Annotated in this window: 23 protein-coding genes and 1 tRNA gene; 15 read left to right on the forward strand and 9 right to left on the reverse strand. The window is 63.2% G+C overall.

Features of this window, described 5'->3' with window-relative positions:
• Window positions 1–91: 91 nt before the first annotated feature.
• Both P9254_RS16325 and P9254_RS16330 read left to right on the forward strand, forming a co-directional pair.
• On the forward strand, window positions 92–1,378 hold the full coding sequence (locus tag P9254_RS16325; RefSeq protein WP_278056517.1) for a GNAT family N-acetyltransferase: 1,287 nt from the start codon (window positions 92–94) through the stop codon (window positions 1,376–1,378).
• Window positions 1,379–1,387: 9 nt separating this feature from the next.
• Window positions 1,388–1,714 (forward strand): tetratricopeptide repeat protein, encoded by a 327-nt coding sequence (locus P9254_RS16330; protein WP_278056565.1) that lies wholly within the window; start codon window positions 1,388–1,390, stop codon window positions 1,712–1,714.
• 140 nt (window positions 1,715–1,854) lie between these two features.
• Here P9254_RS16330 and P9254_RS16335 read toward each other — a convergent pair whose 3' ends face one another.
• Entirely contained in the window at window positions 1,855–2,337 is a 483-nt protein-coding gene (locus P9254_RS16335) for a hypothetical protein (protein ID WP_278056515.1), read from the reverse strand.
• 7 nt (window positions 2,338–2,344) lie between these two features.
• A complete protein-coding gene (locus P9254_RS16340; protein ID WP_245435126.1) occupies window positions 2,345–3,118 on the reverse strand; it encodes a helix-turn-helix transcriptional regulator in 774 nt (257 codons plus the stop codon).
• A gap of 617 nt (window positions 3,119–3,735) precedes the next feature.
• On the opposite strand from P9254_RS16340, the gene P9254_RS16345 reads away from it, so the two are divergent.
• The 8 genes from P9254_RS16345 to P9254_RS16380 all read left to right on the forward strand — a co-directional run bounded on the left by P9254_RS16345 (window position 3,736) and on the right by P9254_RS16380 (window position 15,546).
• Window positions 3,736–5,646: a hypothetical protein gene (locus P9254_RS16345; RefSeq protein WP_278056514.1), complete on the forward strand. Its 1,911-nt coding sequence runs from the start codon at window positions 3,736–3,738 to the stop codon at window positions 5,644–5,646.
• Window positions 5,647–5,778: 132 nt separating this feature from the next.
• Window positions 5,779–7,827 carry a type I secretion protein gene (locus tag P9254_RS16350; protein ID WP_278056511.1) on the forward strand — a complete coding sequence of 683 codons (2,049 nt, stop codon included), beginning with the start codon at window positions 5,779–5,781 and terminating at the stop codon, window positions 7,825–7,827.
• 1,199 nt (window positions 7,828–9,026) lie between these two features.
• Window positions 9,027–10,904, forward strand: a complete 1,878-nt coding sequence (locus P9254_RS16355) for a type I secretion system permease/ATPase (RefSeq protein WP_442920322.1) — start codon at window positions 9,027–9,029, stop codon at window positions 10,902–10,904.
• A gap of 13 nt (window positions 10,905–10,917) precedes the next feature.
• Complete coding sequence (locus P9254_RS16360) at window positions 10,918–12,258, forward strand: HlyD family type I secretion periplasmic adaptor subunit (protein WP_095802881.1); 1,341 nt, start codon at window positions 10,918–10,920, stop codon at window positions 12,256–12,258.
• Between the two features lie 33 nt (window positions 12,259–12,291).
• Entirely contained in the window at window positions 12,292–13,902 is a 1,611-nt protein-coding gene (locus P9254_RS16365) for a GNAT family N-acetyltransferase (RefSeq protein ID WP_278056509.1), read from the forward strand.
• Window positions 13,903–14,507: 605 nt separating this feature from the next.
• Window positions 14,508–14,584, forward strand: a tRNA-Pro gene (locus P9254_RS16370).
• A 64-nt stretch (window positions 14,585–14,648) separates the two neighbouring features.
• Entirely contained in the window at window positions 14,649–14,984 is a 336-nt protein-coding gene (locus tag P9254_RS16375) for an antibiotic biosynthesis monooxygenase family protein (RefSeq protein WP_067330472.1), read from the forward strand.
• A 295-nt stretch (window positions 14,985–15,279) separates the two neighbouring features.
• On the forward strand, window positions 15,280–15,546 hold the full coding sequence (locus P9254_RS16380; RefSeq protein ID WP_127215639.1) for a hypothetical protein: 267 nt from the start codon (window positions 15,280–15,282) through the stop codon (window positions 15,544–15,546).
• A 36-nt stretch (window positions 15,547–15,582) separates the two neighbouring features.
• On the opposite strand, the gene hdaA is transcribed toward P9254_RS16380, so the two are convergent.
• From hdaA to P9254_RS16395, 3 genes are read right to left on the reverse strand one after another with little or no spacing between them, the layout of a single operon-like run.
• On the reverse strand, window positions 15,583–16,287 hold the full coding sequence (hdaA, locus tag P9254_RS16385) for a DnaA regulatory inactivator HdaA (protein WP_278056507.1): 705 nt from the start codon (window positions 16,285–16,287) through the stop codon (window positions 15,583–15,585).
• A 1-nt stretch (window position 16,288) separates the two neighbouring features.
• Window positions 16,289–17,500 carry an AI-2E family transporter gene (locus P9254_RS16390; protein ID WP_278056506.1) on the reverse strand — a complete coding sequence of 404 codons (1,212 nt, stop codon included), beginning with the start codon at window positions 17,498–17,500 and terminating at the stop codon, window positions 16,289–16,291.
• Complete coding sequence (locus P9254_RS16395) at window positions 17,442–18,029, reverse strand: CDP-alcohol phosphatidyltransferase family protein (RefSeq protein ID WP_067330741.1); 588 nt, start codon at window positions 18,027–18,029, stop codon at window positions 17,442–17,444. Before P9254_RS16395 ends, P9254_RS16390 begins: the two co-directional genes overlap by 59 nt.
• 259 nt (window positions 18,030–18,288) lie before the next feature.
• Here P9254_RS16395 and purM point away from each other — a divergent pair, with 259 nt between their 5' ends.
• From purM to P9254_RS16410, 3 genes are read left to right on the forward strand one after another with little or no spacing between them, the layout of a single operon-like run.
• The gene (gene purM / locus P9254_RS16400; protein ID WP_278056503.1) at window positions 18,289–19,368 is read left to right on the forward strand and encodes a phosphoribosylformylglycinamidine cyclo-ligase; all 1,080 of its coding nucleotides are present in this window, start codon (window positions 18,289–18,291) and stop codon (window positions 19,366–19,368) included.
• On the forward strand, window positions 19,365–20,072 hold the full coding sequence (purN, locus tag P9254_RS16405) for a phosphoribosylglycinamide formyltransferase (RefSeq protein WP_066995863.1): 708 nt from the start codon (window positions 19,365–19,367) through the stop codon (window positions 20,070–20,072). The genes purM and purN overlap by 4 nt, the downstream gene beginning before the upstream one ends.
• A 7-nt stretch (window positions 20,073–20,079) precedes the next feature.
• Complete coding sequence (locus P9254_RS16410; protein ID WP_067330453.1) at window positions 20,080–20,598, forward strand: SixA phosphatase family protein; 519 nt, start codon at window positions 20,080–20,082, stop codon at window positions 20,596–20,598.
• A gap of 122 nt (window positions 20,599–20,720) precedes the next feature.
• Here the strand turns inward: P9254_RS16410 and P9254_RS16415 are convergent, their stop codons facing one another.
• Genes P9254_RS16415 through P9254_RS16425 form a run of 3 tightly spaced genes read right to left on the reverse strand, consistent with a single transcriptional unit; the run spans window position 20,721 to window position 21,487 of the window.
• Window positions 20,721–20,927 carry a DUF680 domain-containing protein gene (locus tag P9254_RS16415; protein WP_067330449.1) on the reverse strand — a complete coding sequence of 69 codons (207 nt, stop codon included), beginning with the start codon at window positions 20,925–20,927 and terminating at the stop codon, window positions 20,721–20,723.
• A 54-nt stretch (window positions 20,928–20,981) separates the two neighbouring features.
• Window positions 20,982–21,188 (reverse strand): DUF680 domain-containing protein, encoded by a 207-nt coding sequence (locus P9254_RS16420; RefSeq protein WP_066995857.1) that lies wholly within the window; start codon window positions 21,186–21,188, stop codon window positions 20,982–20,984.
• Window positions 21,189–21,241: 53 nt separating this feature from the next.
• Window positions 21,242–21,487 (reverse strand): DUF680 domain-containing protein, encoded by a 246-nt coding sequence (locus P9254_RS16425; RefSeq protein WP_066995852.1) that lies wholly within the window; start codon window positions 21,485–21,487, stop codon window positions 21,242–21,244.
• A 484-nt stretch (window positions 21,488–21,971) separates the two neighbouring features.
• On the opposite strand from P9254_RS16425, the gene P9254_RS16430 reads away from it, so the two are divergent.
• Together P9254_RS16430 and P9254_RS16435 are read left to right on the forward strand one after the other, a co-directional pair.
• Window positions 21,972–22,640, forward strand: coding sequence for a response regulator (locus P9254_RS16430; protein WP_067330446.1), 669 nt, complete (start codon window positions 21,972–21,974; stop codon window positions 22,638–22,640).
• A 4-nt stretch (window positions 22,641–22,644) separates the two neighbouring features.
• Window positions 22,645–24,042 carry a sensor histidine kinase gene (locus P9254_RS16435; RefSeq protein ID WP_278056502.1) on the forward strand — a complete coding sequence of 466 codons (1,398 nt, stop codon included), beginning with the start codon at window positions 22,645–22,647 and terminating at the stop codon, window positions 24,040–24,042.
• Here P9254_RS16435 and P9254_RS16440 read toward each other — a convergent pair.
• On the reverse strand, window positions 24,023–24,898 hold the full coding sequence (locus tag P9254_RS16440; protein ID WP_067330441.1) for an ABC transporter permease: 876 nt from the start codon (window positions 24,896–24,898) through the stop codon (window positions 24,023–24,025). The genes P9254_RS16435 and P9254_RS16440 overlap by 20 nt on opposite strands.
• Window positions 24,899–24,908: the final 10 nt, after the last annotated feature.

Below are 24,908 nucleotides of genomic sequence, written 5' to 3' on the forward strand. Positions count from 1 at the left end.
GGCATTCCTTGGCTTTGGTCCAAGGATTGGGGAATGGCCGATACAAGGACCATCGACTATTGCCGACGCTCCACGAGCAAAGGGCAACGCCATGCGTGTGGATGTCATCGACAGTTTCGATGCTCTCGTTGAGCTGAGGGACAACTGGGATGCCGTCTACGCTGCTGACCCGGAGGCTCAGTACTTCATGTCCTGGCCATGGATGGCGGGCTGGTTCAAGCGGCTTCGCTACCAATGGCTCGTCCTGGCCGCCAAGGAAGACGATTCAGCCAGCTATGTCGGTTTCTTCCCGCTTCAGCTCCGAACGGAACGAGCCAGGGACGGTGCGTTCCAAAACGAATTGCGGACGGGCGGCGGCTACTTCGCCGGATATGCCGGCTTCCTTTGCAAACCGGAGGTTCAGGATGCCGTTGTCCGGGCCTTCGCCGATCATACGAAGCGGCTGAACTGGGCCAAGCTGCATCTTGAGAACATCTTTGCATCGCCGCGGCGGCTGAATACGTTCCTCGAGCAATTTTCCGCGCCGGAATTCCTGACCGGCAAGATGAGGCGTCCCGACGACGGCGACGGCATCGACCACGACATCTATGTCTATGTGAACCTGCCGGGCGACTGGGAAGACTTTCTCAACGACCGGCTTGGCGCGGCGACCCGCAAGACCGCGCGGCGGACGCTAAGGGCAATCGACGACGCATCCGAGTATCGCGTCACCAACGTGACCGCCGCAACGCTGGAGCGCGATCTGCAGACGCTACTCCGGTTCTGGGAAAGCCAGTGGGGCGCGAAACTGGCGGCGCGATATCACCCAGGCCTGCCGCAGGCGATGATCAACAACTTCCGTAACATGCTGCGCTGTGCCTTCGAGGACGATGCTCTCTATCTTCCAGTCCTGTGGCGGGACGACAACCCGATCGGCGTGCAGGCCACCTTGATCGACCGGAAGAACCGGGCACTAATCGGGATGCTCAACGGGCGCGATCTCGCGGTCAAGAAGCCCGCGCCCGGCTTCGCGCTTCATCTCTACAGCATACGCTGGGCCATTCAGAACGGCTTTGCCGTCTATGATCTGCAGACCGGGGATTTCTCTTACAAATATGATTTCGGCGGGCTCGAGCGCCGAGTCGAATGCCTTCTCGTCAGCACGGCCAGCCGCCGCAATCTGCGCGACCGCCTGGAGAGCCGGAGCCTGCCGGTCGTGCTCGCGCGCGCCAAAGCGCTTCATCAGGCCGGCGATCTTGAAGCGGCTCTGCGTGGTTGCCGGCAGATCCTGGCTGCCGATCCGGCCCATGCCGAGGCGCTATCGCTGCTTCGACAACTGGATGCCGCGCGACAGGCTCTTCTGCCGCAAAAGCTCGGCGTTGCCGCCCGTTTGCACTAGGCCGGAAACCTGGCCGCGGCGGAAAAGATCTATCGCGAGATCTTGGACGTCGAACCCGGGCGCTTTGACGTGCGCTACCTCCTTGGCGTGATTTGCCTGCAGCAGCACCGTTATGGCGACGCGGAGCGGCAGGTCGGCCAGGCGATCGAGATCAATCCGAACATCGCTGCTGCGCACTACAATCGCGGCCTGGCGCTGATGAAGCTCGACCGAATAAAGGACGCGCTCACAAGCCTTGACGAATGCATCGCGCTGGAGCCGGGCCACAGCCAGGCCCTGGCGCTTCGAACCGAGGCGCTGAAAGCCATCGGGCGGATCCCTGCCTCGGTTGCTTGAAGCGCGTCGCGCTGAAACGGATTCCGGCGACTGCTTCAAAGTCTTTGTTTTGATGCATGACCGTCCTAGAACTGCGCACATTTCTGGGCGACATGCATTAGCAGGGAGCAACCAATCCGGACGAGATCCGCGGCCGCGGCTTATCTCGGGAACGAATTGTCGATAACGATCGACCAGATATCCTTGTTTATTTCCCTGATGTCCTCGATGGAACCGTGGATTCTTCTCATCTCCTCGTCATCGAGCGCTTCGATCTTTCCGTATTTGACCTCGTCCTTGCCGTCCACGATGCGCATCAGCTGCGTGCTTCCGTGGGTTCCGGCCTCGTCGAACGAATAGATGCAGTGGCTGTATTTGTTTCGCAACTTCGCCTGGCGGGTGAGGTTGCCGGTGACTGTCAGCACCGCCCGACGGCAGGCGGCCGGCGTCTTCGGGATTTTCGCCAGCCGCTCTACCAGCTCGATGCGCGCGCGGGTCGTGTTCAGCGTCAGGAAGATGATGATCGCCGTTTCCTTGTCGACCTTCGCAAGACCGGCAATCAGATAGATCAGCAGACTCTCGGTGTTGGTCCATGTGTAATTCAGTTGGCCAACGAGGAGCAGTATCTCCTGAAACCGAGGCATCATCGGCTCACGGCGAAGATTGGACGGACTGTGGCGAACCGGATCGTTCCAAGCCGCCGTGAAAGCTATCCTTGCGCGCATGAAACACCGCGGCCGCCTCGGTCCGGTTGTGAGCCCCAAGCTTGGTTATGATGTTGTGCAGATGGATCTTGACCGTGTGCTCCGACAAGCGAAGGGTCGCGGCTATGATCTTGTTCTGCAATCCGCGAGCGACCATTTCCAGGATCTGGAACTCACGGTCGGTCAGTTCGCCCATCTCCTCGAAACCCGACCGGTCCGGCCTTGGTTGTTCGGCAGGCGTCGAATGATCCGACGCCTTTTGCGAGAGGCTGCGTGCGTATGACTGGAACATCGCCAAGGGGAAATATTCGCCGCCGCGAAGCATAAGCCGGATGACCGAAAGCCAGACGTCCAGCTTCAAATCCATGGGCAGGACGCTGCGCACGATCTTTAGATCGAGAACGTCGTGCATTGAGACGGAAGCTCGGCTGTCGTGCTGCACCAGGACGATCGGCGCCGCCGGATGATGCCGCATCAGTTCGGCGGCATAGCCGTCGATCTTATGCAGGAGCTCGGTGTCGATAAGGACCAGGCAGACGGGATGCTCGAACGGCGCGCAGGCCGCTTCGATGCTTGTAGCCTGCTCGACGACTATCGAGGGAAATTCCCTCTCGATGGCGTATACTAGACATTCTGGAAAGCTATCAGTAGAGGAAACAGTCAGGATAATTCTACGCGCCGCCCAACTCTCTCCGGCACCGCTACCTACGGTGCTGCGCACGTTAACTCTGGACATGGTTGCCACCCCACCCTAGACGAATACTGTCGGTTTAATTCTTTCCCTTCTTCAAATTTTCGGGGGCCGCCACCCCGCAAACAGCTAGCCTTAACGACTTATACACCAAATTAGACCGGACTGATATAGTTCGGATGAGCTATAGCTAATTTCTCCGTCGTCGCTGCCGACCGGAGACGTTCGACAGAGTCGCCTTCACCTGATCCGGGCAGGAATATCGGCATTCGCGCGGCCGGAGCACGTCCGGGCAGCGGTCCAGCCGAACGGGCTAGCCCGAACTGTCAGCTTACAATCACCGCCCTCTGGTTCCAGACTTTCCCGGGTTCCATGTGGGATTGGGGCATATCCAGGACTCTCCCGTTTGAACGACCGGATCCTTGGTGATCCGGCGCTCCCCCGGGTTTTGCCTTGGGACGGCCGCCTCTCCCGAAGTCAAAGGGAGGTACTCAAGCAAGTCATGACGAAATTCGGATTGCGGACCTCAGTCCCCTCGGTCCGGCAGTCCATTCACCGCATTAAACGCAACGTCCGCGTACAGCCCATAGCCGCGTAAGAGAAGAATGCGGTTCGGCAGTCGCGGCCTTCAAACAGAGGACACGACCATGTCTCTCGACCTCGACAAGAACAACATCAACGCATTCGGTTTGCAGATCGTCGACAGCGAATTCGATATCGGTGACGGCGGTGGCGAAAACGAAAACAAGAACTACAATACCAACGACGCCAAGAACGAGAACGAAAACGAGAACAAGGCCTCGAACGAGAACGAAAACAAGAGCGACAACGACAACTCGAACGAGAACAAGTCCTCGAACGAGAACGAAAACGAGAACAAGGCCTCGAACGAGAACAAGAACGAAAACTCGAACGAGTCCAAGAACGAAAACTCGAACGAGAACAAGAACGTCAACGAGACCAAGGTCGACGTCGACGTCGACGTTGGCGTCAAGCTCGAAGGTGAGCTCGGCAATTCCGACGATGATTTCGCCGATATCTATGCCAACGACGACATGAAGATCGACACCATGATCAACAATAAGGACGGCAACGTCACTTATGATCCTGGCGACGACGTCACCTTCAAGGACATCCTGAGCAATTCGATGACCGGCGCCGGCACCAACACCGCGTCGATCATCAACCAGGCCCTGAATATGTATGACAACGACAAGCTCGACAACGCGACCGTCAAGAACGACGCCGATTTCAAGCTTGATCTGAACGCCAAGGGCGGCCACTCCGAAGCCGGTGACGGCATCTCGGCAGGCGGTGGGACCGCGGACGGCGGCAGCGACGCCAAGGCCAATGGCGGCGAAGGCGGCAATGGCGGCGACGCCAAGTCCGACGACGTCGAAGCCGGCGACGGCAAGGGTGGCCTGGCTCTCAGCGCGGCTATCGGCGGCGACTCCAAGAGCGACAACAAGGCCGACGCGGGCGACGCCAAGGCCGGCGACGGCGATAGCGGCGACGCCAAGGGCGGCGAAGTCGACACAGGCGACGCCAAGGGCGGCTACGGCGACGGCGGCAACGCCAACGGTGGCGATGGCCTCGGCCTCGGTTTCGGCCTCGGACTGGGCCTCGGTGTCGGCGCTGCGGAAGCCGGCGATGCCAAGTCTGACGACGGCGGCGACGCCAAGTCGGATGCTGGCGACGCCAAGGCGGATGCTGGCGATGCCAAGGCCGATGGCGGCAATGGCGGCAATGGCGGTGATGGCGGCGACGTGACCGGCGGCGATGCCAAGTCGGACGGCGGCGATGGCCTCGATGTCGACGGAAAGCTGTCGCTGCTGAACTACGGTGAAGGCGGCGACGCCAAGAGCCTCGCCGGCGACGCCACCGGTGGTGGTGGCGGCGGCGGTGGCGGCGGTGGCGGCGGCGCCGCCGACGCTGATGGCGGCAATGCCAATTCGGATGGCGGCACCGCCAATTCGAACGGCGGCGACTCCGAATCGTACGGCGGTGACGCCCTCGGCGCAGGCTGGGGCGCTGGTACGGGCTCGGGCTCGGGCTCGGGCTCCGGCACCGGCGGCGCCGGCGGCACGGGCGGTGCTGGCAGGGGCGGTGACGGATCCAGCGGTGACGGAACCGGCGGCGCGGCCACCAGTGGCGACGCTTACGGCGGCGACAGCCTCGGCGGCTTCGCAGCGGCCTTTGGTGGTGACGGTGGCCATGCGCTGTGCGGCGCCTGGGCTGACGGTACCGGCGGCGACGCCACCGGTGGATACACCGCTTCCGGCTACGGTGGTGCCGGCGGCGCTGGCGGCCAAGCCTTCAACGGTGACGGCGGCACCGGCGGCGACGCTGGGATGTGGGGCTCGCAAAATGGCGATGACGGCTACGTGACCGGCACGAGCCACTCTTCGGCCGACGGCCTGATCGACGTCAGCGCCTTCAATCAGCAGATCGTGATGGGCGCCAACCTTCAGGAAAACCTGGTCGACCAGACCGTGGTTGGCGGCGACTACCACAACACGCTGACTGGCGAGGACGCCGGCGACCATACCGGTACCTGATCGATGTCACACGACTGATTTCGTCACGAAATCAGACAGCTTGGGACTGCGCGGAGTTTCCGCGCAGTCCTTCCATCCGGGAGACATGCCGCCCCGACCGAGCGCGAATGATCTCAAGATACGGAGGCTACCGTGTACACGATGCAGCTGGACAAGATGACCGAGGTCATCTCGCATTTCATCGGCATGTTCGAGATCTCGGTCGAGGAGGCACGGCAGCTAAAGACCTACGACGAGTTCAAAATTGCTGCGGCCACCAAGGAAGAAACTCCCGACCTTCCAAACACGAATGTCAACGTCAAGGCGCCTTATACCCTCGACGACTTCGATCCACACGTTCCGTATATGGGGGTCAAGCCGGACCTGGTGCTGAACACGGTCAGTTCGAGCTTCTGGTACACGCCGCCCGAAATCGTTCAGCACGGCCATCTGAGCCCCGGCCATCATCACTTCCATCTGCCGCATCTGCCGGCTTTCGGTGGCGGCATGGTCCTGCCAAACATCGAACCTCCAGGCGCGATCGCAGCCTACATCAACCAGGAAATCCGCCTGTCCGACAACGACTATGTCGGCGCCGGCGGACATGGGCTGATCTTCACGCCCGCGGCGGTCGACGACAGCAGCCATCTGGCCTCGCTGATGAACGCGGCGGCGGACGTGTCGCCGATCGACGATGTGACGTTGCTGGGCACTCCCGACGACATGGCGGCCGCGGTGGTGACCATGGGCGAACGCATCGCGGCCTACACCGAGGACCCGAGCGGCGAAGCGAACGTCTTCGTCCTGCACCCAGACGCGACTTCAGGCCCGATCTTGGGAACCTATGTCAACGGCCAGCTGGTCGACGATGCCGACGCGCCGAAGGCGGAGGACTACATCAATCTCCTCAAGGAACAGCACCAGGATGACGAGGTTGCCAGCGCTGGACCCGACAAGGACGACTACAACACGCCGCCGGATTCCTCCGACTTCATGTCGGGCTGGGGCAACGGCCTGCTCAGCCCATGCGTTGAATTGGACACCGGCACTAACACGCTGATCAATTCGGCCGTGCTGACCAACAACTGGACGACGACATCGGTCGTCGCCACTGTCGGCAACAGCTATGAAATCAATGCCATCATCCAGATCAACGCACGCTGCGACGCGGATATCGTAAGCTCCTCCCTGAATGGGTGGAAGCTGGGCAACGCCCCCGACGAGGCCTTCAACATCGCCGCGTTCAAGCACATCGACCCGTCGTCCGGCAGCGTGGCACCAACCGCAGCGGACGGTTTCCCCGCCGCCTGGGTGGTGACGCAGGTCACCGGCGACCTCATCATCACGAACTGGATCCAGCAGTACTGCTTCATGACCGACAACGACACCACGGTTATGTCCTCGTCGGGTGTCAGGACCAGCGTGAGCACCGGCGACAACACGGCGATCAACGACGTGTCGCTGAACGAGCTCGGTCACTACTACGACCTGATCATCATCGGCGGAAACATCTACGACGCCAACATCATCCAGCAGATGAATTTCCTGATCGACAACGATCTCATCGGCGCGGTCGATGGTTTCCAGACTTCCGGAGAAGGCTCCTACTCGACCGCCGGCAACCTGCTCTGGAACGATGCGACGATCATCAATGTCGGCGGCCAGAACCACTATGAGGCCTTGCCGACGTCCTATCTTCAAGCGGCCCAGGACTTCGCGGCCGGCAAGGACGCCGGCCCTGGCGACATACTGAACGACCCAGCCTTCGCCGGTATCGGCGCCTTGCGGGTTCTCTACATCTCCGGCGACCTGCTCAACGTGCAGTATGTGTCGCAAACGAACGTGCTGGGCGACAGCGATCAGGTTGCCTTGGCGATGAACCAGTTCGTCGCCCATCCCGAGGCGGAATGGACTGTCACCACCGGCGGTAATCAGGTGGCGAACTTCGCGGGGATCATCGACGTCGACGGAACCGACAAGACCTATGTCGGCGGCGAGCACTATTCGCAGGAGATCCTGATCCAGGCCGACATCATCTCGAGCGATCCTGAACTCGGCGGACAGAATCCGGACGCGCTGGTCAACGAAGCGATCGCGTTCCTGGCCGACGATGCGGGCGCCGACGACACGCAGATGGACCATTTGATAGTCCCGACGCCGGATCATGTTCAGGCGGACGGCGTGCAAACAATATTGGGCTGATCCGGGAACCGGGGGATACAATGACCGATGATCGCGACCTGCCTTGGGACACGTTTGCCGAAGACCTAGAGGCGGCGATGCAGGAGGACGACCAGGGATCGTCGAGTTCCGCGGTGCCTCGCAAGACGCTTTCGAACGCCCTGCGGCAGCATGAGCAGGCGATCGACCGGACCATCAAGACAATCGACAATGCCGTCGGCCAGTTTTACGATGCAGTCCCCCATCGCGAGGTAAAGGCCGGTCAGGACCGACCTTTGCCGCAGGTCGACGGCCGGAGCGCAGTAACCAGTCAGCCGAAACCAGAGCAGGCCACAGCGCCCCTGCCTGCGCACCAGCCAGCGAGAACCCCTGCATCGACCAGCCCGGCTGGGCAGGCGGACGGGGGCGGCGTGGTCAGGCAAATCGTCACGCCTCCCACAACGACGAATCCACAGGTCAGCGAAGAGAAGGCGGCCGCGGCCGGCCCCATCAAAATCGCACCCGCCTTGCAGGAGGGGCGAACCGAGGAAAGAGCAAATCCAGTTCTGCAAACGACAGGCGGGCCACCGAACCTGCCCAACGAGATGCGCGCCAATGCAGTGCATCCTCCGGCTTCTTCCCCAGCACCCGTAGCCGCCGTTGACATACCGAACTTCATGGCGCAGCGACAACTGTGCAAGCCGGAGCCGGCTCCGCAGCCAAGTCAAAGTTCCATCCCCGGCACCACACGGGCGCGTTCGACTGTCGCACCTGAGCCGCTGCCGCCAACGCCAACATTCCAGACGCGACCGGCCGAGTGGCAGGGGCCAGCTTTGACGGCCAAGAAACCTGCTGCTCCGCCTTCAGCCGCCGTTGCAAAAGGTGAGCCGGTGGCCACCGAGCCTCCCGCGACGACAGCGCCGACGATCGACAAACTGGATGTCCCGGCGGACGCGGCGTCGCCGAGGCCACAGCCTGTGCCCCAACGGCCAGCCGAACCCACGCCCAAGCCGATGCCAGCGGCCGAAAGGCAGAATATCCAGGCCAATGCAGCGCCGCCGAGGCCACAGCCAGCGGCCCAACGGCCGGCCGAACCCACGCTCAAGCCGATGCCAGCGGCCGAAAGGCAGAATATCCAGGCCAATGCAGCGCCGCCGAGGCCACAGCCTGCGGCCCAGCGGCCGGCCGAACCGCAGGCCAAGGTCGCGCCCGACGAACCAGCCAAGCCGTCGGTAACCGAGATGAAAGACGCGGCAAAGTCGCCCGGCATGATCACCATCGAAGGCGACACTGGTCCCATCAAGACGCAGCAAGGCGGATCTCCCCCAGGAGGTGTGGACGACAAGGGCCGGCGCGGCGGTGGTGGCGGCGGGGGTGGCGGCGCATTCCACAAGCGCCTCGGCCCGGTCGATTTCGGCGCTTCGCTCAGGGCCGGATTGAGCGCGGTCAGGAAAAACCTGCTGATCGTCATGCTGTTCACGGTCGCCTGCAACATACTGGTCCTGGCGATCCCGATCTATCTGTTCCAGATCTCGGATCGCGTTCTCACCAGCCGTTCCCCCGACACGCTGGTGATGCTGACGGTGGTGATCGTCGGCGCGGTGATGCTGCAGGCGATGTTCGATGCGCTTCGCCGCTTCATCCTGATGCGCACGGCCGTCGAGATGGCGGCCCAATTGGGTGCGCCGATCCTCAGCGCGGCGGCCAGAGCCTCGCTTCACAGCAACGGCAAGGAGTACCAGGTCCTGGGCGACCTGCAGCAACTGAGGACCTTCCTGACCTCCGGCACGCTGCTGTCGTTCCTCGATGCGCCGATGGCTCCATTGATGGTGCTGGTGGTGTTTCTGATCCACCCGCATCAGGGCTTCATCGTCATGACCTCGGCGGTGCTGCTGTTGATCATCACGCTTCTCAACCAGCGCGCGACGGCCGCGACCTTCGGCGAGGCGAACGCGCACCAGAGCAAGGCCAACATCCATCTCGATTCGATGTCGCGCAACTCGCAGATCATCAACGCGCTGGCCATGATCCCCGAGGCCGTGAAGATCTGGGGCAAGGACACCGCAAACTCGCTCAGGGCGCAGGTGATCGCGCAAGACCGCAACATCGTCTTTGCCTCCATGTCGAAGGCCGTTCGGCTGCTGACCCAGGTGACGATGCTTGGCTGGGGCGCTCATTTGGCGATCGAAGGGCATCTCACCGGCGGCATGGTCATCGCCGCATCGATCATCGCCGGCCGGGCGCTCGGCCCGATCGAAGGCGCCATCGAGGGCTGGAACCACGTCGTGCATGCCCGCGCCGCCTATGGCCGGATCGCATCGCTTCTGCAATCGTCGCCGCTCAATTTCGAGCGGCTGAACCTGCCGCGTCCAGAGGGCCGTCTCGACGTCGAACGGCTCCTGTTCGTGCCCCAGGGAACGAAGCGGGTTGTGCTGAACGGAATCTCGTTCGCGCTCTCGCCGGGCGATTCGCTGGCCATCATCGGCAATTCGGGCGCCGGCAAGACGACCTTGGGCAAGATGCTGGTCGGGTCGATCCTGCCGACGTCAGGCAACGTACGGCTGGATCTGATGGATCTTCGCAACTGGGATCCACGCCAGTTCGGCGAGAATATCGGCTATCTGCCCCAGGATGTTCAGCTGTTCCCGGCGTCGATCAAGGCCAACATCGCCCGTATGCGTGAAGATGCGACCGACGCCGAGATCTACCAAGCGGCGGCGCTGGCCGACGTTCATGAGATGATCTCGACCTTGCCCCACGGCTACGAGACCTTCGTCGCCGCCGACGGAGCGCCGCTTTCAGGCGGGCAGAAGCAGCGCGTCGCGCTTGCGCGCGCCTTCTTCGGCAATCCCCGCCTGGTGGTGCTCGATGAGCCGAATTCGAATCTGGATTCGGCCGGAGACGCGGCACTGGAACGAGCCCTCCAGCACGCCAAGGAAAACAAGATAACGGTGATCACCATCACCCAGCGGCCATCGCTGCTGAAGAGCGTCGACAAGATACTGCTGCTCGTCAACGGCACCGTCGCCCTGTTCGGCATGCGACAGGAAGTGCTGCAGGCCCTTGCAAACCGGGGCTTGAGCATCGAAGGCGGCTCGTTCGGCCATCAGATCCAGTAGCGGGGCCGCAAAGATGACGACCGACATCGCAAAAGTTCACGACATAGAGTGGTATTCCGAGGTGCCGCGCTCGATCTGGAAGCAGACCGCATTTGGCGCGCTGTTGATCACGGTGGCCTTCGGCGGCTTCGGCACCTGGGCTTTCACGGCGCCGCTCGCGTCCGCCATCATCGCCCAGGGCAGCTTTGTCGCAACCGGGCAAAACAAGATCGTCCAGCATCTCGAAGGCGGCATCATCAAGGAAATCCTGGTCAATGAAGGCGACCATGTCAGCCTCGACCAGCCGTTGATAAAGCTCGACGAGACCGCCGCGCAGACCAACGAACGGCAATTGTTCCTGCGCAAGGCGCGGCTCGAAGCGATCGCGGCCCGGCTGAATGCCGAGGTGCAGGGCAGCGGCAAGATCCGATTTCCCGCGATCATCCTCGACAACCGGTTCGATCCGGAGGTCTCCCCGATCATGGAAAGCCAGCAGGCCAACTTCGAGGCCGCGGAACGAAAGCGCGACAGCGACATAGCGCTGTTCGACCAGAACAAGAAGGCCATGGAATTCCGCAACGAAGGCATCGAGGAGCAGATCTCGTCGGTGCGCCGGCAACTGCAATTCCTCAAGGAGGAATATCAGGGCAAGCAAAGGCTCCTCGAGCAGGGCCTGATCCGCGGCACCGAGGTAAAGGCGATCCAGCGCGCGATGGCCGACGCCGATGGCCAGATCGGCAAGATGGTGGCGGAAGTCGCCGAGAACCGCGAACAGATCGTCAGGTTCGAGCAGCAGATCACGCAGACCAAGGATACGTATCGCCAGGCGGCGCTCCAGGAACTGCAAAGCCTGGAGGCCGAACTGGACGCCGTGCGAGAAAAGTCGCGCGAGGCGGAGAACGTGCTTCGCCGCGTGACCATCAAGGCTCCCGAGCCCGGCACCATCATACGCATGTACTATCACACCGCCGGCGGCGTTATCGAGAGCGGCAAGGCGATCCTCGAGATCCTGCCCTCGGATGTGCCTCTCGTCATCGAGGCCCAGGTGCCCCGCACCGACATCGACAACATCAAGGTCGGGCAGAAAGCCTCGATCCGGCTGATCGCTCTCAATCGCCGCACGACGCCGGTTCTGGAGGGCGAAGTCTACTATGTCTCGGCAGATGCGTTGCCGGAGATGAGCGGCCCCACGCCCAAGGAGGTATATCTGGCGCGCGTGCGCGTGCCGGCGAGCGAACTGGCAAAGGTGCACGGTTTTACGCCGACCCCGGGTATGCCCGCCGAGATCCTCGTCGCGACGGAGTCGCGCACATTCTTCAGCTATCTGACGAAGCCGATCGCCGACAGCATGGCGAGAGCCTTCATGGAACAGTGAGACCTACGAACAGGCAACGATTTCGGGGGAACCATGCAGATCGACGTCATCACGAAACGGGAGGAGCTGAACCGGCTCAGGGAGAACTGGGATGATCTCTACCAAAAGGATCCCGAAGCGCAGTTCTTCCTCTCCTGGACGTTCCTGTCGTCATACATGCGACGCTATGAAGACGCCTGGTCCGTCCTGGCGGCACGCTCGGGGCCGCCAGGATCTTCCTATATCGCCCTTTTGCCTCTGCGGCTGCGCACCAGGCTGAACAAGAAGACCGGTATCTGCCACAACGAGATCAACATGGCCGGGAACTACGCGGCCGACTATGCCGGTATCCTGTGCGCACCGGGCTTTGCCGAGCGCGCGATCCCGGCTCTTGCCAGGCATCTTCTGAAGATGAACTGGGCCAAGCTGCATCTCGAAAATCTGCGCATGTCGGAGAAGCGACGGCGCCTGCTCATCGACAACCTTGCCGACAAGCGACTAACGGCCCACAAGATGCCGCGCATCAACAAAACCGACAATGTCGACAATTGCATCTGCCCGGCCGCCGCATTGCCAGGCGATTGGGACAGCTATCTCGAACAAAAGACCAGCTCGAACACGCGCCAGAAGATCAGACGCTTCCTGCGCAAGCTCGATGGATCCGGCGAGTTCCGCATCACCCATGCCGACGCCACCACGATAGACCGCGACATCGGCATCATCCTCGAAATGTGGCGGATCAAATGGGCGCCGCGGAAGGGCAACCTCCTGCCCGGCCTAGTCAGGTCCAACCGGATCCTGTTCAAGGACGCCTTCGAAAGCGGGACGCTGTTCCTGCCGATCCTTTGGCAGGGCGACAAGCCGCTCGGGGGCCTGGCATTCCTGGTCGACCGGGTCAAAAAAACGATGCTGTTCCATCTCGCGGGACGCGACGAGACCGCGAACGACATCCCGTCCGGGCTCGTGCTGCATGGCTATTGCATTCGTCATGCGATCGAACAGGGCTTCCGCAGCTACGACTTCCTGCGCGGCAACGAGCCGTACAAGTACTCCTACGGCGTGGAGGAGACCACCATCCATTGCGTCCTGGTCAAGACCAGGACCGGTCGCAATCTCGGCGACCGGATCGACGAGAGGTCCGTCGGGAGCGTGCTGGAGCAGGCGACCAAATTCCACGAGGCAGGCAACCTTGCCAACGCCGAAAATGGCTACCGCCAGATCTTGGAGGTCAACCCTCGCCATCCGCGCACGCTTTACGGATTGGGCCAGCTGCTGGCCGCCAAAGGCGACCACTGGTCGGCGGCCGATACTTTCGGATCGCTCGTGGAGATCGCACCGAAATCGGTCAAGGCTTGGTCAAGGCTTGCCGTCGAACTTCAGCTGCTCAGCCGGCACGCGGACGCCGCCGACGCCTTCCGCAAATTGCTTGAGCTCAATCCAGACCTGTCGGGGGCGCGATATGGTCTTGGCCGCAGCCTCGCGCAGCTTAGCCAGTTGGATGAGGCCACCAGGGTGCTGAGCGCCGTCGAGGACAAAGCCGACCCAATGCTTCGCGCCAAAATCCGTCTACAGCTGCGAAAGCTGAAGGAGGACGTAAGTCCGTGCTACATAAAACTGGAGCCGGCAAACGCAGGCGTCTCGAAGCTGGAGCGGATGGACGCCTAGCCATAGCGACGCAACCCGGAGATTCGCTTCTGGTGCGTGCACATGCTGCTATCGGATTTGAAACAAAGGGTTGGATCTGATCGGTGTTGGGGGCGAACGGCGCGAGTCTATCCAGGTCCGCCGTTCCGATGAACGACGTCGCTGGCCCTCGGAACGAGCAGCAGGAAGAGACGACAAATTTCGCGCCACACATCAAGCTGCGTTTGCTATTCTTGCGTATCTTCGCGCGCACGCGAAAACGGAAAATCGACTCTAGCGTCCCTTGCGTCCTAACTTGCTGTTTGTCTGTGGCTTTCAGTCAGCATCCTCCGGCCTCTACCGTCCCTTGCGCATCGAAGCTCAACGGCGGGCGCGGTCGATAGAGATGTTGCTGGGCGCGCATCCGTACGCCGCCGCGTCTCCGCCTGCCCATCGCCCGCAGCCGACATCGAGACTTATTACATTTTTGACCTTCGGCTCGAAAGCAGGAGGGGGAACGACTGGGCAACACTGTGGGACTTTCCGTGGGACTTTGCGTGCCGAACTCTGCCAATGTACGCCGTTCGTTCCGCTCTTCCATTTTGGGGCTTGCTCAAAATGGTTCGGAACCCTATGGGGATGCCGTTCGGAGTGTAGCGCAGCCTGGTAGCGCACCTGATTTGGGATCAGGGGGTCGCGTGTTCGAATCACGCCACTCCGACCAGTTTCCTGAACATCTTAGAGCCCGCGCTTCGGGAACCCTGTCGGCCTTCAGAAGTTCTGTTGCCATGGCCGACACTCCAAGGACCCCCACCATCGCCCGCATCTGGCGCGGCCGGACCTTGCCGGAAAAAGCCGACGATTATGAAGCTTACAATTACGAGACCGGCATCAAGCCGCTCATCGAAAAGGCAGTCGGCGTCCAGACATTTCGCGAGGACACGGCGACCCATTCCGAGTTCGTGACGATCTCCTATTGGGAGAGCATCGAGGCAATGGCGCGCTTCACCGGCGGCGGGCCGACCCAGGTCCACCACCTCGACCGCGACGCGGAATTCCTGATCGAGCTGCCGAAGAGCGTGCAAGTGCTGCGCTTGCTCACCAGCCATGGCAAGACGGGCTGAAGGTGTCCAGCATCGAGCAACAGGCCTTGATCTCTGTAGGGAGCCGTCGGCGTGGAACCGAGTAAACCCGCCGGGCGAGTCCCCAATAACCTCGAGCCCGGCGAGCCTACAACCCGATCTGCAATGTGACCGGGACCGGGATCAACCGGCCTCTTCCACACTGCAAGATGGATGCCAGGGAAATGGCTCGAAATGGGACAGCCACGATCGTCCCGCAACTCCGGACGGAAAACCGCTACGCACTTTTCCCGGAGTTGCTCTAGACTCCGGGCAAACGGGGCAAGGGGGACTCTGGATGCCTATTCTCGAGGCGCTGCTGTCGCTGATCGGCCCGGCCTATTTGGCCTATTATGGCTTCGCGGTTCCGGTGGCGGTCGCCTGGGCAATCCTGTGCGCTACTCTGTGGGTCTGGAACAACCGGCCGAGCAAGAGGCAGAATGGCAGCGTCGCCCCGTCGCGGATCGCCAGCCTGGTGCTCTTCGTCTTTGTCGCCGCATGCTACGTGGCGACGCATACGGGGGTCTATCTGCTGGCTCGGCATCTGGCCGGATTATGGGCGTAGAGAGCGCACAATCCCGGAACAGCCTTCCTCGACATCCTAAATATCGAACTCGCCCTGGCCCTCGTCCATGGCGCTGACGGTCTCGGCAGCGAGCGCTCGGGTGATCGGCGTCTTGCGCTCGAGAGCGGCGCGGTCGAGGCGCTCCACGACCCGCATGGCAGTCGCCAGCGAGCGTTCGATGCGCCGCACCAGATATTGCACGACATGCGGCTCCACCTCGACCTGGCGGTCGGCGAAGAGCTTGGTGATAACGCCGGCGAGCAGCAGGTCGTCCGGCTCGTGGATCTCGATGGTCGCCGCCGCTTTCAGCCGCGAGATAAGATCCGGCAGCGCGACGCGCCAGGCCGAGGGAAAGCGCCGCGCCGTCAGAAGCAGCGTGGAGCCGGCGCCGCGCACGGTGTTGATCAGGTGGAACAGGCCTTGCTCGTCGATCGGGAGCTTGTCGATGTCGTCGATCAGCGCGGGGCTCGCGCCAAGCCCGCCAATGTGCTCGCCGATGCGATCGGGAGCGATGGCGACAGCGTGCGCATGCGCTTGCCAGATCTGGGCAAGATGCGTCTTGCCGGACCCGGGAGGGCCGGCGAGCACCACCACCGGCGCGGGCCAGTCCGGCCAGCGGTCGACAAGTGCTGCGGCCTGCGCGTTGGCGCCTGAGACGACGAGCTCGTCGCGCGAGTAGCCGGTACCGTGGCCGAGATCGAGCGGCAGCTGGCGCGGTGGACCGGTTCGTTCGCCAGCCATTTCAGCCACGCGGCTGTGAGCGGCGGCCGCCGCCGCGATCCGCCGGCAAAGGAGGTGCTGGCTCTGTGGCATGGCCGTTGTAAAGCGGCGATTCGAGGTAGCGGGCAATCGCAAAGCGCACCAGCACGGCAATGGCCGCCGAAGCCGGCACCGCAATCAGCAGGCCGACGAAGCCGAACAGCGCACCGAAGGCAAAGAGCGCGAACATCAGCCAAACCGGGTGCAGGCCGACGCTTTTGCCGACCAGCCTCGGCTGCAGGATATTGCCCTCGATGAACTGGCCGACGAAGAACACGCAGACCACCGCCACGATCATCGTCCAATCCGGCCAGAACTGGACGAAGGCGACGCCGACAGCAAGCACCAGCCCGGTCAGCGAGCCCACATAGGGGATGAAGGAGATCAGCCCGGCGAAGAAGCCGATGAGGATGGCGAAGTTCAGCCCCGTCAGCGTCAGGCCGGTAGCGTACATGGCGCCCAGCACAAGGCAGAGCGTGCCCTGCCCGCGCACGAAGCCGGCGGTGGCGGTGTTGATGTCGCGGGCAAGCGCCCTGACCGTCTCGACATAATCTCGCGGCACCCAGCTGTCGACCACGGCCACCATCCGGTCCCAGTCGAGCAGCATGTAGAAGGCAACGACCGGGGTGACGACGAAGAGGCTGAGCACCGAAACCAGCGCCACGCCCGAGCTCCAGATCGAGGTGAAGACGGTGGTGAGCAGCCCGAAGCCGGTGGTGAGCAGCGAGTTCAGTCCTTCGCGCAGGCTGGCCGCGTTGACGCCAAAACGCTGCTCCAGCCACTTCGGGTCGAAGCTGGTGATGAGCGACTGCAGGCGGGTGAGATATTCCGGCAGCTTGCGCGCGAAATCGGCCATCTGCGTGGCCAGCACAGGGACCAGAATAACGAAGGCGAGCACCACGACGACGACGAAGGCAATGAGGATCACCACCGTCGCCATCAGCCGGGAGAGGCCGAGCCGCTGCAGCCGATCAGCCACCGGATCGAGGAAATAAGCGAGCACCATGCCGGCGACGAAGGGCAAGAGGATGCCGGAGAAGACATAGAGGAACAGCGCCAGAAGCACGGCGACGATCAGCCAGAACGCGATCTGCCGGCGCAACGCGGTCGAGGCCGCGGCCGTCCAGGCTTCGCCGTCAGGTGTCCGTGCTGGAATTGCCCGACTTGGTGTTGCTCGTCCGGGAGCCTTCGCCATAGCCACTCATATGCCTTAGCCAGGCCACGAGATAGGCCGCGGCCGAAGCCACGGTCAAGACCCCCGAGAGCAATATGAGGGCCGGCCGGAGCGGATAGAGATGCATGGAAAAGGCAAGCTCGCCCAGCACAAGCGCCGCCAGCGCGATCTGCACGGCGGTGTTCACCTTCGACACCAAGAGCGGCTTCATCTCGACCGGCTGCGCCATCACGCTGGACAAAAGCACGGCGCAGACGATCAGCGCGTCGCGCGAGACCATGGTCACGACAAGCCAGAGCGGCAGTTCCCCGGCATAACCCATGACGACGAAGACCGAGACCAGGAGGAGCTTGTCGGCGACCGGATCGAGATAAGCGCCGAGCCGCGAGAACAACCGGTAGCGGCGAGCGATGAAACCGTCGACGCCGTCGGAGATGCCGGCGACGAGGAAGCCGGCAAAGGCCCAGTCCCAGCGCGCCTGCAGCATGGCCAGCACTACGGCCGGCACCAGCAACAGCCGCATGATCGTGATCATGTTAGGTATGGTCACGTGATGTCCCATCATGGGTTTTGTTGGAAGATAGTTGATGGAGATGAGAGGCGCACGCAAGGGAGGAGTTGCGGATCTCCCAGCTCGAGGGGGAAGATGGTCTCTGGCGCACAAGGCGCTGGAGCTCCACGCGAGGCGACCCCCCTCTGTCGCCTCCGGCGACATCTCCCCCTCAAGGGGGGAGATTGGCTCTCACGCGCCTTGCCCCTCGAAACCATTCATGCGATGAGCCCGCAATGGAAACAGGGATGAGCCGAAGATGAGCAACGGCGACAAGGCCAAGCGCAAGAACGGGCTCACCTATGCCGAGTCGGGCGTCGATATCGATGCCGGCAATCTCATGGTCGAGAAGATCAAGCCGCTCGTGCGCGCGACGCGCCGGCCGGGCGCCGACGGCGAGATCGGCGGCTTCGGCGGCCTGTTCGATTTGAAAGCCGCCGGCTTCACCGATCCGGTGCTGGTCGCGGCCAATGACGGGGTCGGCACCAAGCTCAAGATCGCCATCGATTCCGGCAGGCACGATACGATCGGCATCGACCTCGTCGCCATGTGCGTCAACGATATCGTCGTGCAGGGCGCCGAGCCGCTGTTCTTTCTCGACTATTTCGCCACCGGCAAGCTCGATCCGGACCAGGGCGCGTCCATCGTCGGCGGCATCGCGCAAGGCTGCCGTCAGGCTGGCTGCGCGCTGATCGGCGGCGAGACCGCCGAGATGCCCGGCATGTATCACGACAAGGATTACGACCTTGCCGGTTTTGCCGTGGGCGCGGCCGAGCGCGGCCAGTTGCTGCCCACCGACGACATCGTCGAGGGCGACGTGCTGCTTGGCCTCGCCTCCTCCGGCCTCCACTCCAACGGCTTTTCGCTGGTGCGCCGCATCGTCGACGCCAGCGGGCTTGGCTGGAGCGATCCGGCGCCGTTCAACGATGAGCTCAGCCTCGCCGAAGCGCTGCTCGAGCCGACGCGCATCTATGTGAAGTCGATCCTGAAGGCGATCCGCAACACGCATGGCATCAAGGCGCTGGCTCACATCACCGGCGGCGGTTTTCCGGAAAACATTCCGCGCGTGCTGCCCAAGGATTTCTCCGCCGAGCTCGACCTCGAAGCGATCGACGTACCGCCTGTATTCTCGTGGCTCGCCAGGACCGGCGGCGTGGCGCCGCAAGAAATGATGCGCACCTTCAACTGCGGCATCGGCATGATCCTCGCCGTTGCTTCCGGCCAGGCGGCGCAGGTGGCAGCGGTGCTGCAGGAAGCCGGCGAGACGGTGACCCCGATCGGTCGCATCGTGCCGCGCCGCGACGCCGGCGTCATCTACCGGGGCTCGATCGAACTATGAGCAGGAAACGCACGGTCGTCCTGATCTCGGGCCGCGGCTCCAACATGACGGCGCTGATCGCGGCAGCCAGCGACCCGACCTATCCGACCGAGATCGTCGGCGTCATCTCGGATCGTGCGAACGCCGCGGGCCTCGGCCTCGCGCAGTCGCGCGGCATCGCCACCAAGGTGATTCAGCGCGCCGACCATCCGAGCAAGGACGCACATGACGCTGCGATCGATGCCGCGCTTACCGGCTTCGGCGCCGAGATCGTGGCTCTGGCCGGCTATATGCGCATCCTCGGCCGCGGCCTGGTCGAAAAATGGCAGGGGCGCATGGTCAACATCCACCCTGCCCTTCTGCCTGCATTCAAGGGGCTGGACACGCATGCGCGCGCCATCCGCGCGGGCGTGCGCATCCATGGCTGCTCCGTGCATTTCGTCACGCCCGAGATGGATGACGGGCCTATCATCGCCCAGGCCGCCGTGCCGGTGATGGTCGGCGACAACGAGGACACTTTAGCCGCGCGGGTGCTGAAGGTGGAGCACCGGCTCTATCCGCTGGCGCTAGGGCTGGTCGCCGAAGGCAAGGCGCGCATGGAAAAGGGCCACACCGTGCTTGCCCATTTCGCCGACGACGCCGACAACGCCACTTCAGTGGTGATGGCGCCCGACCCGCTGCGCGAGGAAACCGACCTCGAACAGCTGGCGCGCATCACGCCGTAGGACTGCCATGGCGACGCCCAGACAACTCCTTGTGCTGCGCCATGCCAAGTCGAGCCGGGACGATCCCAAGCTCGCCGATTTCGACCGTCCGCTCGCCCCGCGCGGGCTGAAGACGGCACCGCTGATCGGGCGCGAGCTTTCGCGGCGCGGCTGGCTGCCGGATCTGGCACTGGTCTCGCCGGCGCTGCGCACCCGCGACACCTGGCGACTGGTCGCCGCCGAATTGCCGAAGCATGGGCCAGCGGAATTCGCCGAGGAGCTCTACGCGGCGGCGCCGGCCGCCATCCTGGCGTGCGTGCGGCAGGCGAAAGCCACCAGCCTGATCGTGATTGGTCACAATCCCGGCCTGCAGAATTTCGTGCTGCGGCTCGCCGGCACCGGATCGGATGAGGGCGTGTTCAAAAAAGTCGAAGCGAAGTTTCCGACGGCGGCACTGGCCCGGTTCACGGTGAAGGAGGATTGGGCGAACCTCGACTTCGGCGGAGCGCGACTGACGCATTTCGTCAGGCCGAAGGATTTGGAATAGAGCGCCTCTGTGCGCAGCCGGGCCTATAGTCACGACACAAGCCGGCCTGCGGATAGCCGGCTCCATAAAAGCAGAGCGGCGGGACAAACCCGCCGCTTTCAGGTCTATCGACGATCGACCGTCTAGTGGTTGCCGAACAGATCGCGGTCGGCGCCCTGGGTAACCGGCTTCTGGACGTTCGCATCAGACTTCTTGACCGAAGCGGTGTACGAGGTATCGACCGAAGCAGCCGGCTGGTGGGCGTTGGCCGAACCGTAGTTGTCGGAACCGGCGAAAGCGGCACCGGTGGCAACGAGAAGGGCAGCGGCGGTAAGAGCGATCTTGGTCATTTCAGTTACTCCAGATTTGAGGGGTGAGTTTGAAGAGGTCGGGCTGGCGGCCGGTTAGTGGTTGCCGAACAGGTCGCGGTCGCTGCCCTGGGTGACGGGCTTCTGGACATTCGCATCAGACTTCTTGACCGAAGCGGTGTACGAGGTGTCGACCGAAGCAGCCGGCTGGTTGGCGTTAGCCGAACCGTAGTTGTCGGAGCCGGCGAAAGCAGCACCAGTGGCAACGAGAAGGGCAGCGGCGGTAAGAGCGATCTTGGTCATTTCAGTTACTCCAGATTTGAGAGTTGTGGTTCTGATCGGTTCGGGACGGAGGCCTAGCGGCCCCAAATGCCCTGGCCGGATTCCGGCTGGTTCTGATCGGGCGTGATCCTGAGATCGCGCTGCTCGAACTTGCGGATCGAACCGGTGATGCTGCGGTCGATGTTGTCGCCCGACCGCGGCGCAACCGACTGGGTGACGGCCGGCTGGTTGACGTTGTCGGAACCGTAATGGTCGCTGCCGGCGAAGGCGCTGCCCGTGGCAACGAGAAGGACCGCGGCGGTAAGAGCAATCTTGTTCATTTTAGGTACTCCAGATTTTCAAAATCCTGTCCGTCAAGTGGCGTGCCGTAATGGAAATTCGCGTCGCTCGGACCACCCCGAGATGGGTCGGTCCTGTTGCCATTTCCAATCACGAAGATGTGCAAATCGAACCGTTCGGTTCGACCTTGAAATCGCGTGAACAGCGCGGCTGCCACATTCTTTTGTTTGAATATCAACTACTTGCAGTGTTAGCCGACGAGGTTTCACGGTCTGGACAACGAGTCAGCGTTCACCTGAGTTACACGAATCGTCAACATAAATTGAACCGAACCGTTCGGTTTTATCCATCGCGCGAGCGAATTGGGCCTCCAGGCTGACCGACGGAACCGATTTCAGCCGGCGTTTGCCTTGTCCGCGGATCGAGACTATCGATTGCTTTCAAACTGTCCGTTCGGACCGCCGGGCCGCGCTTGCGAAAGCCCGGCGCCACCCGGATGGAGGCATTGCCGAACAGCGATGGACGATGCGGCTCCTGCTTGTCGAAGACAATCGCGAACTGGCCGATTGGCTGAGCAAGACGCTGCGCCAGGCGAGCTACGTCGTCGACGTGGTACATGACGGCGAGGACGTCGAGCATGCGCTGGCGGCCGGCGACCATGCGCTGATCATCCTCGACCTCGCCCTGCCGCGCATGGGCGGGATGGAGGTGCTGAAGCGGCTGAGGGCACGCGGCAACCCGGTGCCGGTCATCGTGCTCACCGCCAACGCCAGTCTCGACGGCCGGGTGAAGGGCCTCAACGAGGGCGCCGACGACTATCTGGCAAAACCCTTCCAGATCGAGGAACTGGAAGCGCGCATCCGCGTGCAGCTGCGCCGTGCCAACGACCGGACAGCGCCCGTCATCTCCTGCGGCGACCTCGTCTTCGACACCAACACCAGGCTGTTCTCGCTCGGCGGCGCGGCGCTTTCGCTGACGCCGCGCGAACATGCGGTTCTGGAACAGCTGGTAGTCAAGGCGGGGCGCACGGTGAGCAAGGCGGCACTCTCGACGGCGATCTACGACTTCGACACCGACGCCGATCCCAGCGCCATCGAGATCTACGTGCATCGGCTGCGCAAGAAGCTGGAAGGCTCGCGCGTGCAGATCGCCACCTTGCGCGGCCTTGGCTATCTGCTCCGCCATGAAGATTAGGGCCATGAAAATTAGCAGCCTCCGCCTGCAATTGCTGGCCTGGGTGGTGCTGCCGCTGACCGCGCTGGTGACGGTCAATCTGTGGACCAGCCAGCGCAACGCGCTGGCGACGGCAGATCTGGTCACCGACCGGATGCTGGTCGGCTCGGCGCGCGCGATCGCCGAGCGGGTGGCGATGGCCGAAGGCGTGCTCGACGCCACCATTCCGCCGGCGGCGATCGAGATGTTCGACACCGGCGACCGCGACAGCGTCTACTACCGGGTCGAGACCGCCAACGGCCGGCTGCTGACCGGATATCCCGACCTCCCCCAGGCGTCGCAGAGCGGCAGCATCGAGGCTTCCTATCGCGATCGTCGGCTGCGTCTGACAACGCTCAGCCATGCCGTGATCGGCGCCGGCACGGATTCGCCGATCAGGGTCACGGTGGGCGTCACGCTCGCCGGCCATGACGCGATGGTGCAGCGGCTGTGGTTCAGCGCCTTTGCCCAGCAGCTGGCGCTGGTGGCGATCGCCGGCCTCTTCGTGCTGCTTGGCCTGCGCCGCGGGCTGGCGCCGCTGATGCGCCTGCGCGATACGGTGCGCTCGCCGGATCGCAGCGATCTCGACCCGGTCGAGGTGCCGGGCGCGCAAAGCGAGATCCGGCCGCTGATCGACGCGCTCAACGCCTATATGGAGCGCGTGCGGGCGCAGATGGCGGCGCAGCGCCGCTTCATCGCCAATGCCGCGCACCAGCTGCGTACGCCGCTGGCGCTCATGTCGACACAGGCGAGCTATGTGCTGCGCGAAAGCGCCGCCGACCGGCGCGAGGAGGCGCTGGTGGCTCTACAGGCAGGCTCCGGCCGGCTGGCGCGGCTGGCCGAACAGCTGCTCACGCTGTCGCGCGCCGAGCCGGGCAGCCGCCGGCCGCGTGCCGACCGCATCGACCTCACCGAAGCCGCCCGCGAGGTGCTGGAAACACATGCGCCGAAGGCCGTCGAGCGCAACATAGACCTTGGGCTCGAGGAAGCCGGACCTGTTCCCGTCATCGGCGACGGCACCATGCTGCGCGAGATGATCGTCAACCTGGTCGACAACGCGCTGCGCTACACGCCAGCTAGCGGCACGGTGACCGTCAAGCTGGCCGCGATCGGTCGCGAGGGCGTCCTGACGGTCACCGACACCGGTCCCGGCATTCCGGCCGAAGAGCGCGAGCAGGTCTTCGAGCGCTTCTACCGCATTGCCGGTGCTGCCGAGGAAGGCAGCGGGCTCGGACTCGCGATCGTACGCGAGGTGGTCGAGAATGCCGGCGGCAGCGTTGCGCTTGGCGGGGCCGCCGGCAGCGGGCTCAGAGTCGAGGTCCGGCTGCCGCTCGCCGCGCCCCAGGACAGGCCGACTGGAGCGGTCAGGCCCCCTGCTCGTTGAACGGCGCCGGACGCCATTTGACGACGTAGTTCTCGAAACGGGTGATGATGAACTCCACCACCAGCGCCATCACCGCCAGGATAATCATGGCGGCGAAGACGCCATTGGCGTTGAACGCGCCCTGGGCGGTCGAGATCAGCAAGCCCATGCCCTGCTTGGCGCCGAGGAACTCGCCGACCACGGCGCCGACCAGCGCGAAGCCAAAGCTGACATGCAGGCTCGCCAGGATCCAGCTCATGGCCGAGGGAATGATGACTGTGGTGGTGATCTGATAGGGTGAGGCGCCGAGGATCTGGGCGTTGGCGATCATCGCCCTGTCGGCCTCGCGCACGCCCTGGAAGGCGTTGGCGAAGACCACGAAGAACACCATGACGACGGCCAGCGCCACCTTGGAGGCCATGCCGAGGCCGAGCGCTATGATGAAGACCGAGCCCAGCACGACGCGCGGCACCGAGTTGGCGATCTTGATGTAGATCGAGAAGACATCCGCCAGGAGCTTGTTGCGGCCAAGGATGATGCCGGCGGCGATGCCGCCGACGGCGCCGATGGCGAAGCCGAGGAAAGTTTCCTCGAGCGTCACATAGATCTGCAGCCAGAGCGGCCCCTGCGAGGTGCCCTCGGTGACCCAGGACCAGATCTGCTCCCAGATGCCGGAGGGGCTTGAGAAGAAGAACGGATCGATGACGCCGAGATCGGCGCCAAGTTCCCAAAGAGCGAGGAAGACGATCAGGATGGCGAGCCGCAGGCCGATGACCAAGGCATGGCGGCGGCGCAGCCGCGCCCTCGCCCGGGCTTCTGCGGCGACGATCGAGGTCGCGCGGGCGGCTTGGTGAGAGGCTGGAGAGATGGCGGTCATGGCAAGTCTC

The sequence above is a fragment of the Mesorhizobium sp. WSM4983 genome, from assembly GCF_029625765.1.
Classification (GTDB): domain Bacteria; phylum Pseudomonadota; class Alphaproteobacteria; order Rhizobiales; family Rhizobiaceae; genus Mesorhizobium.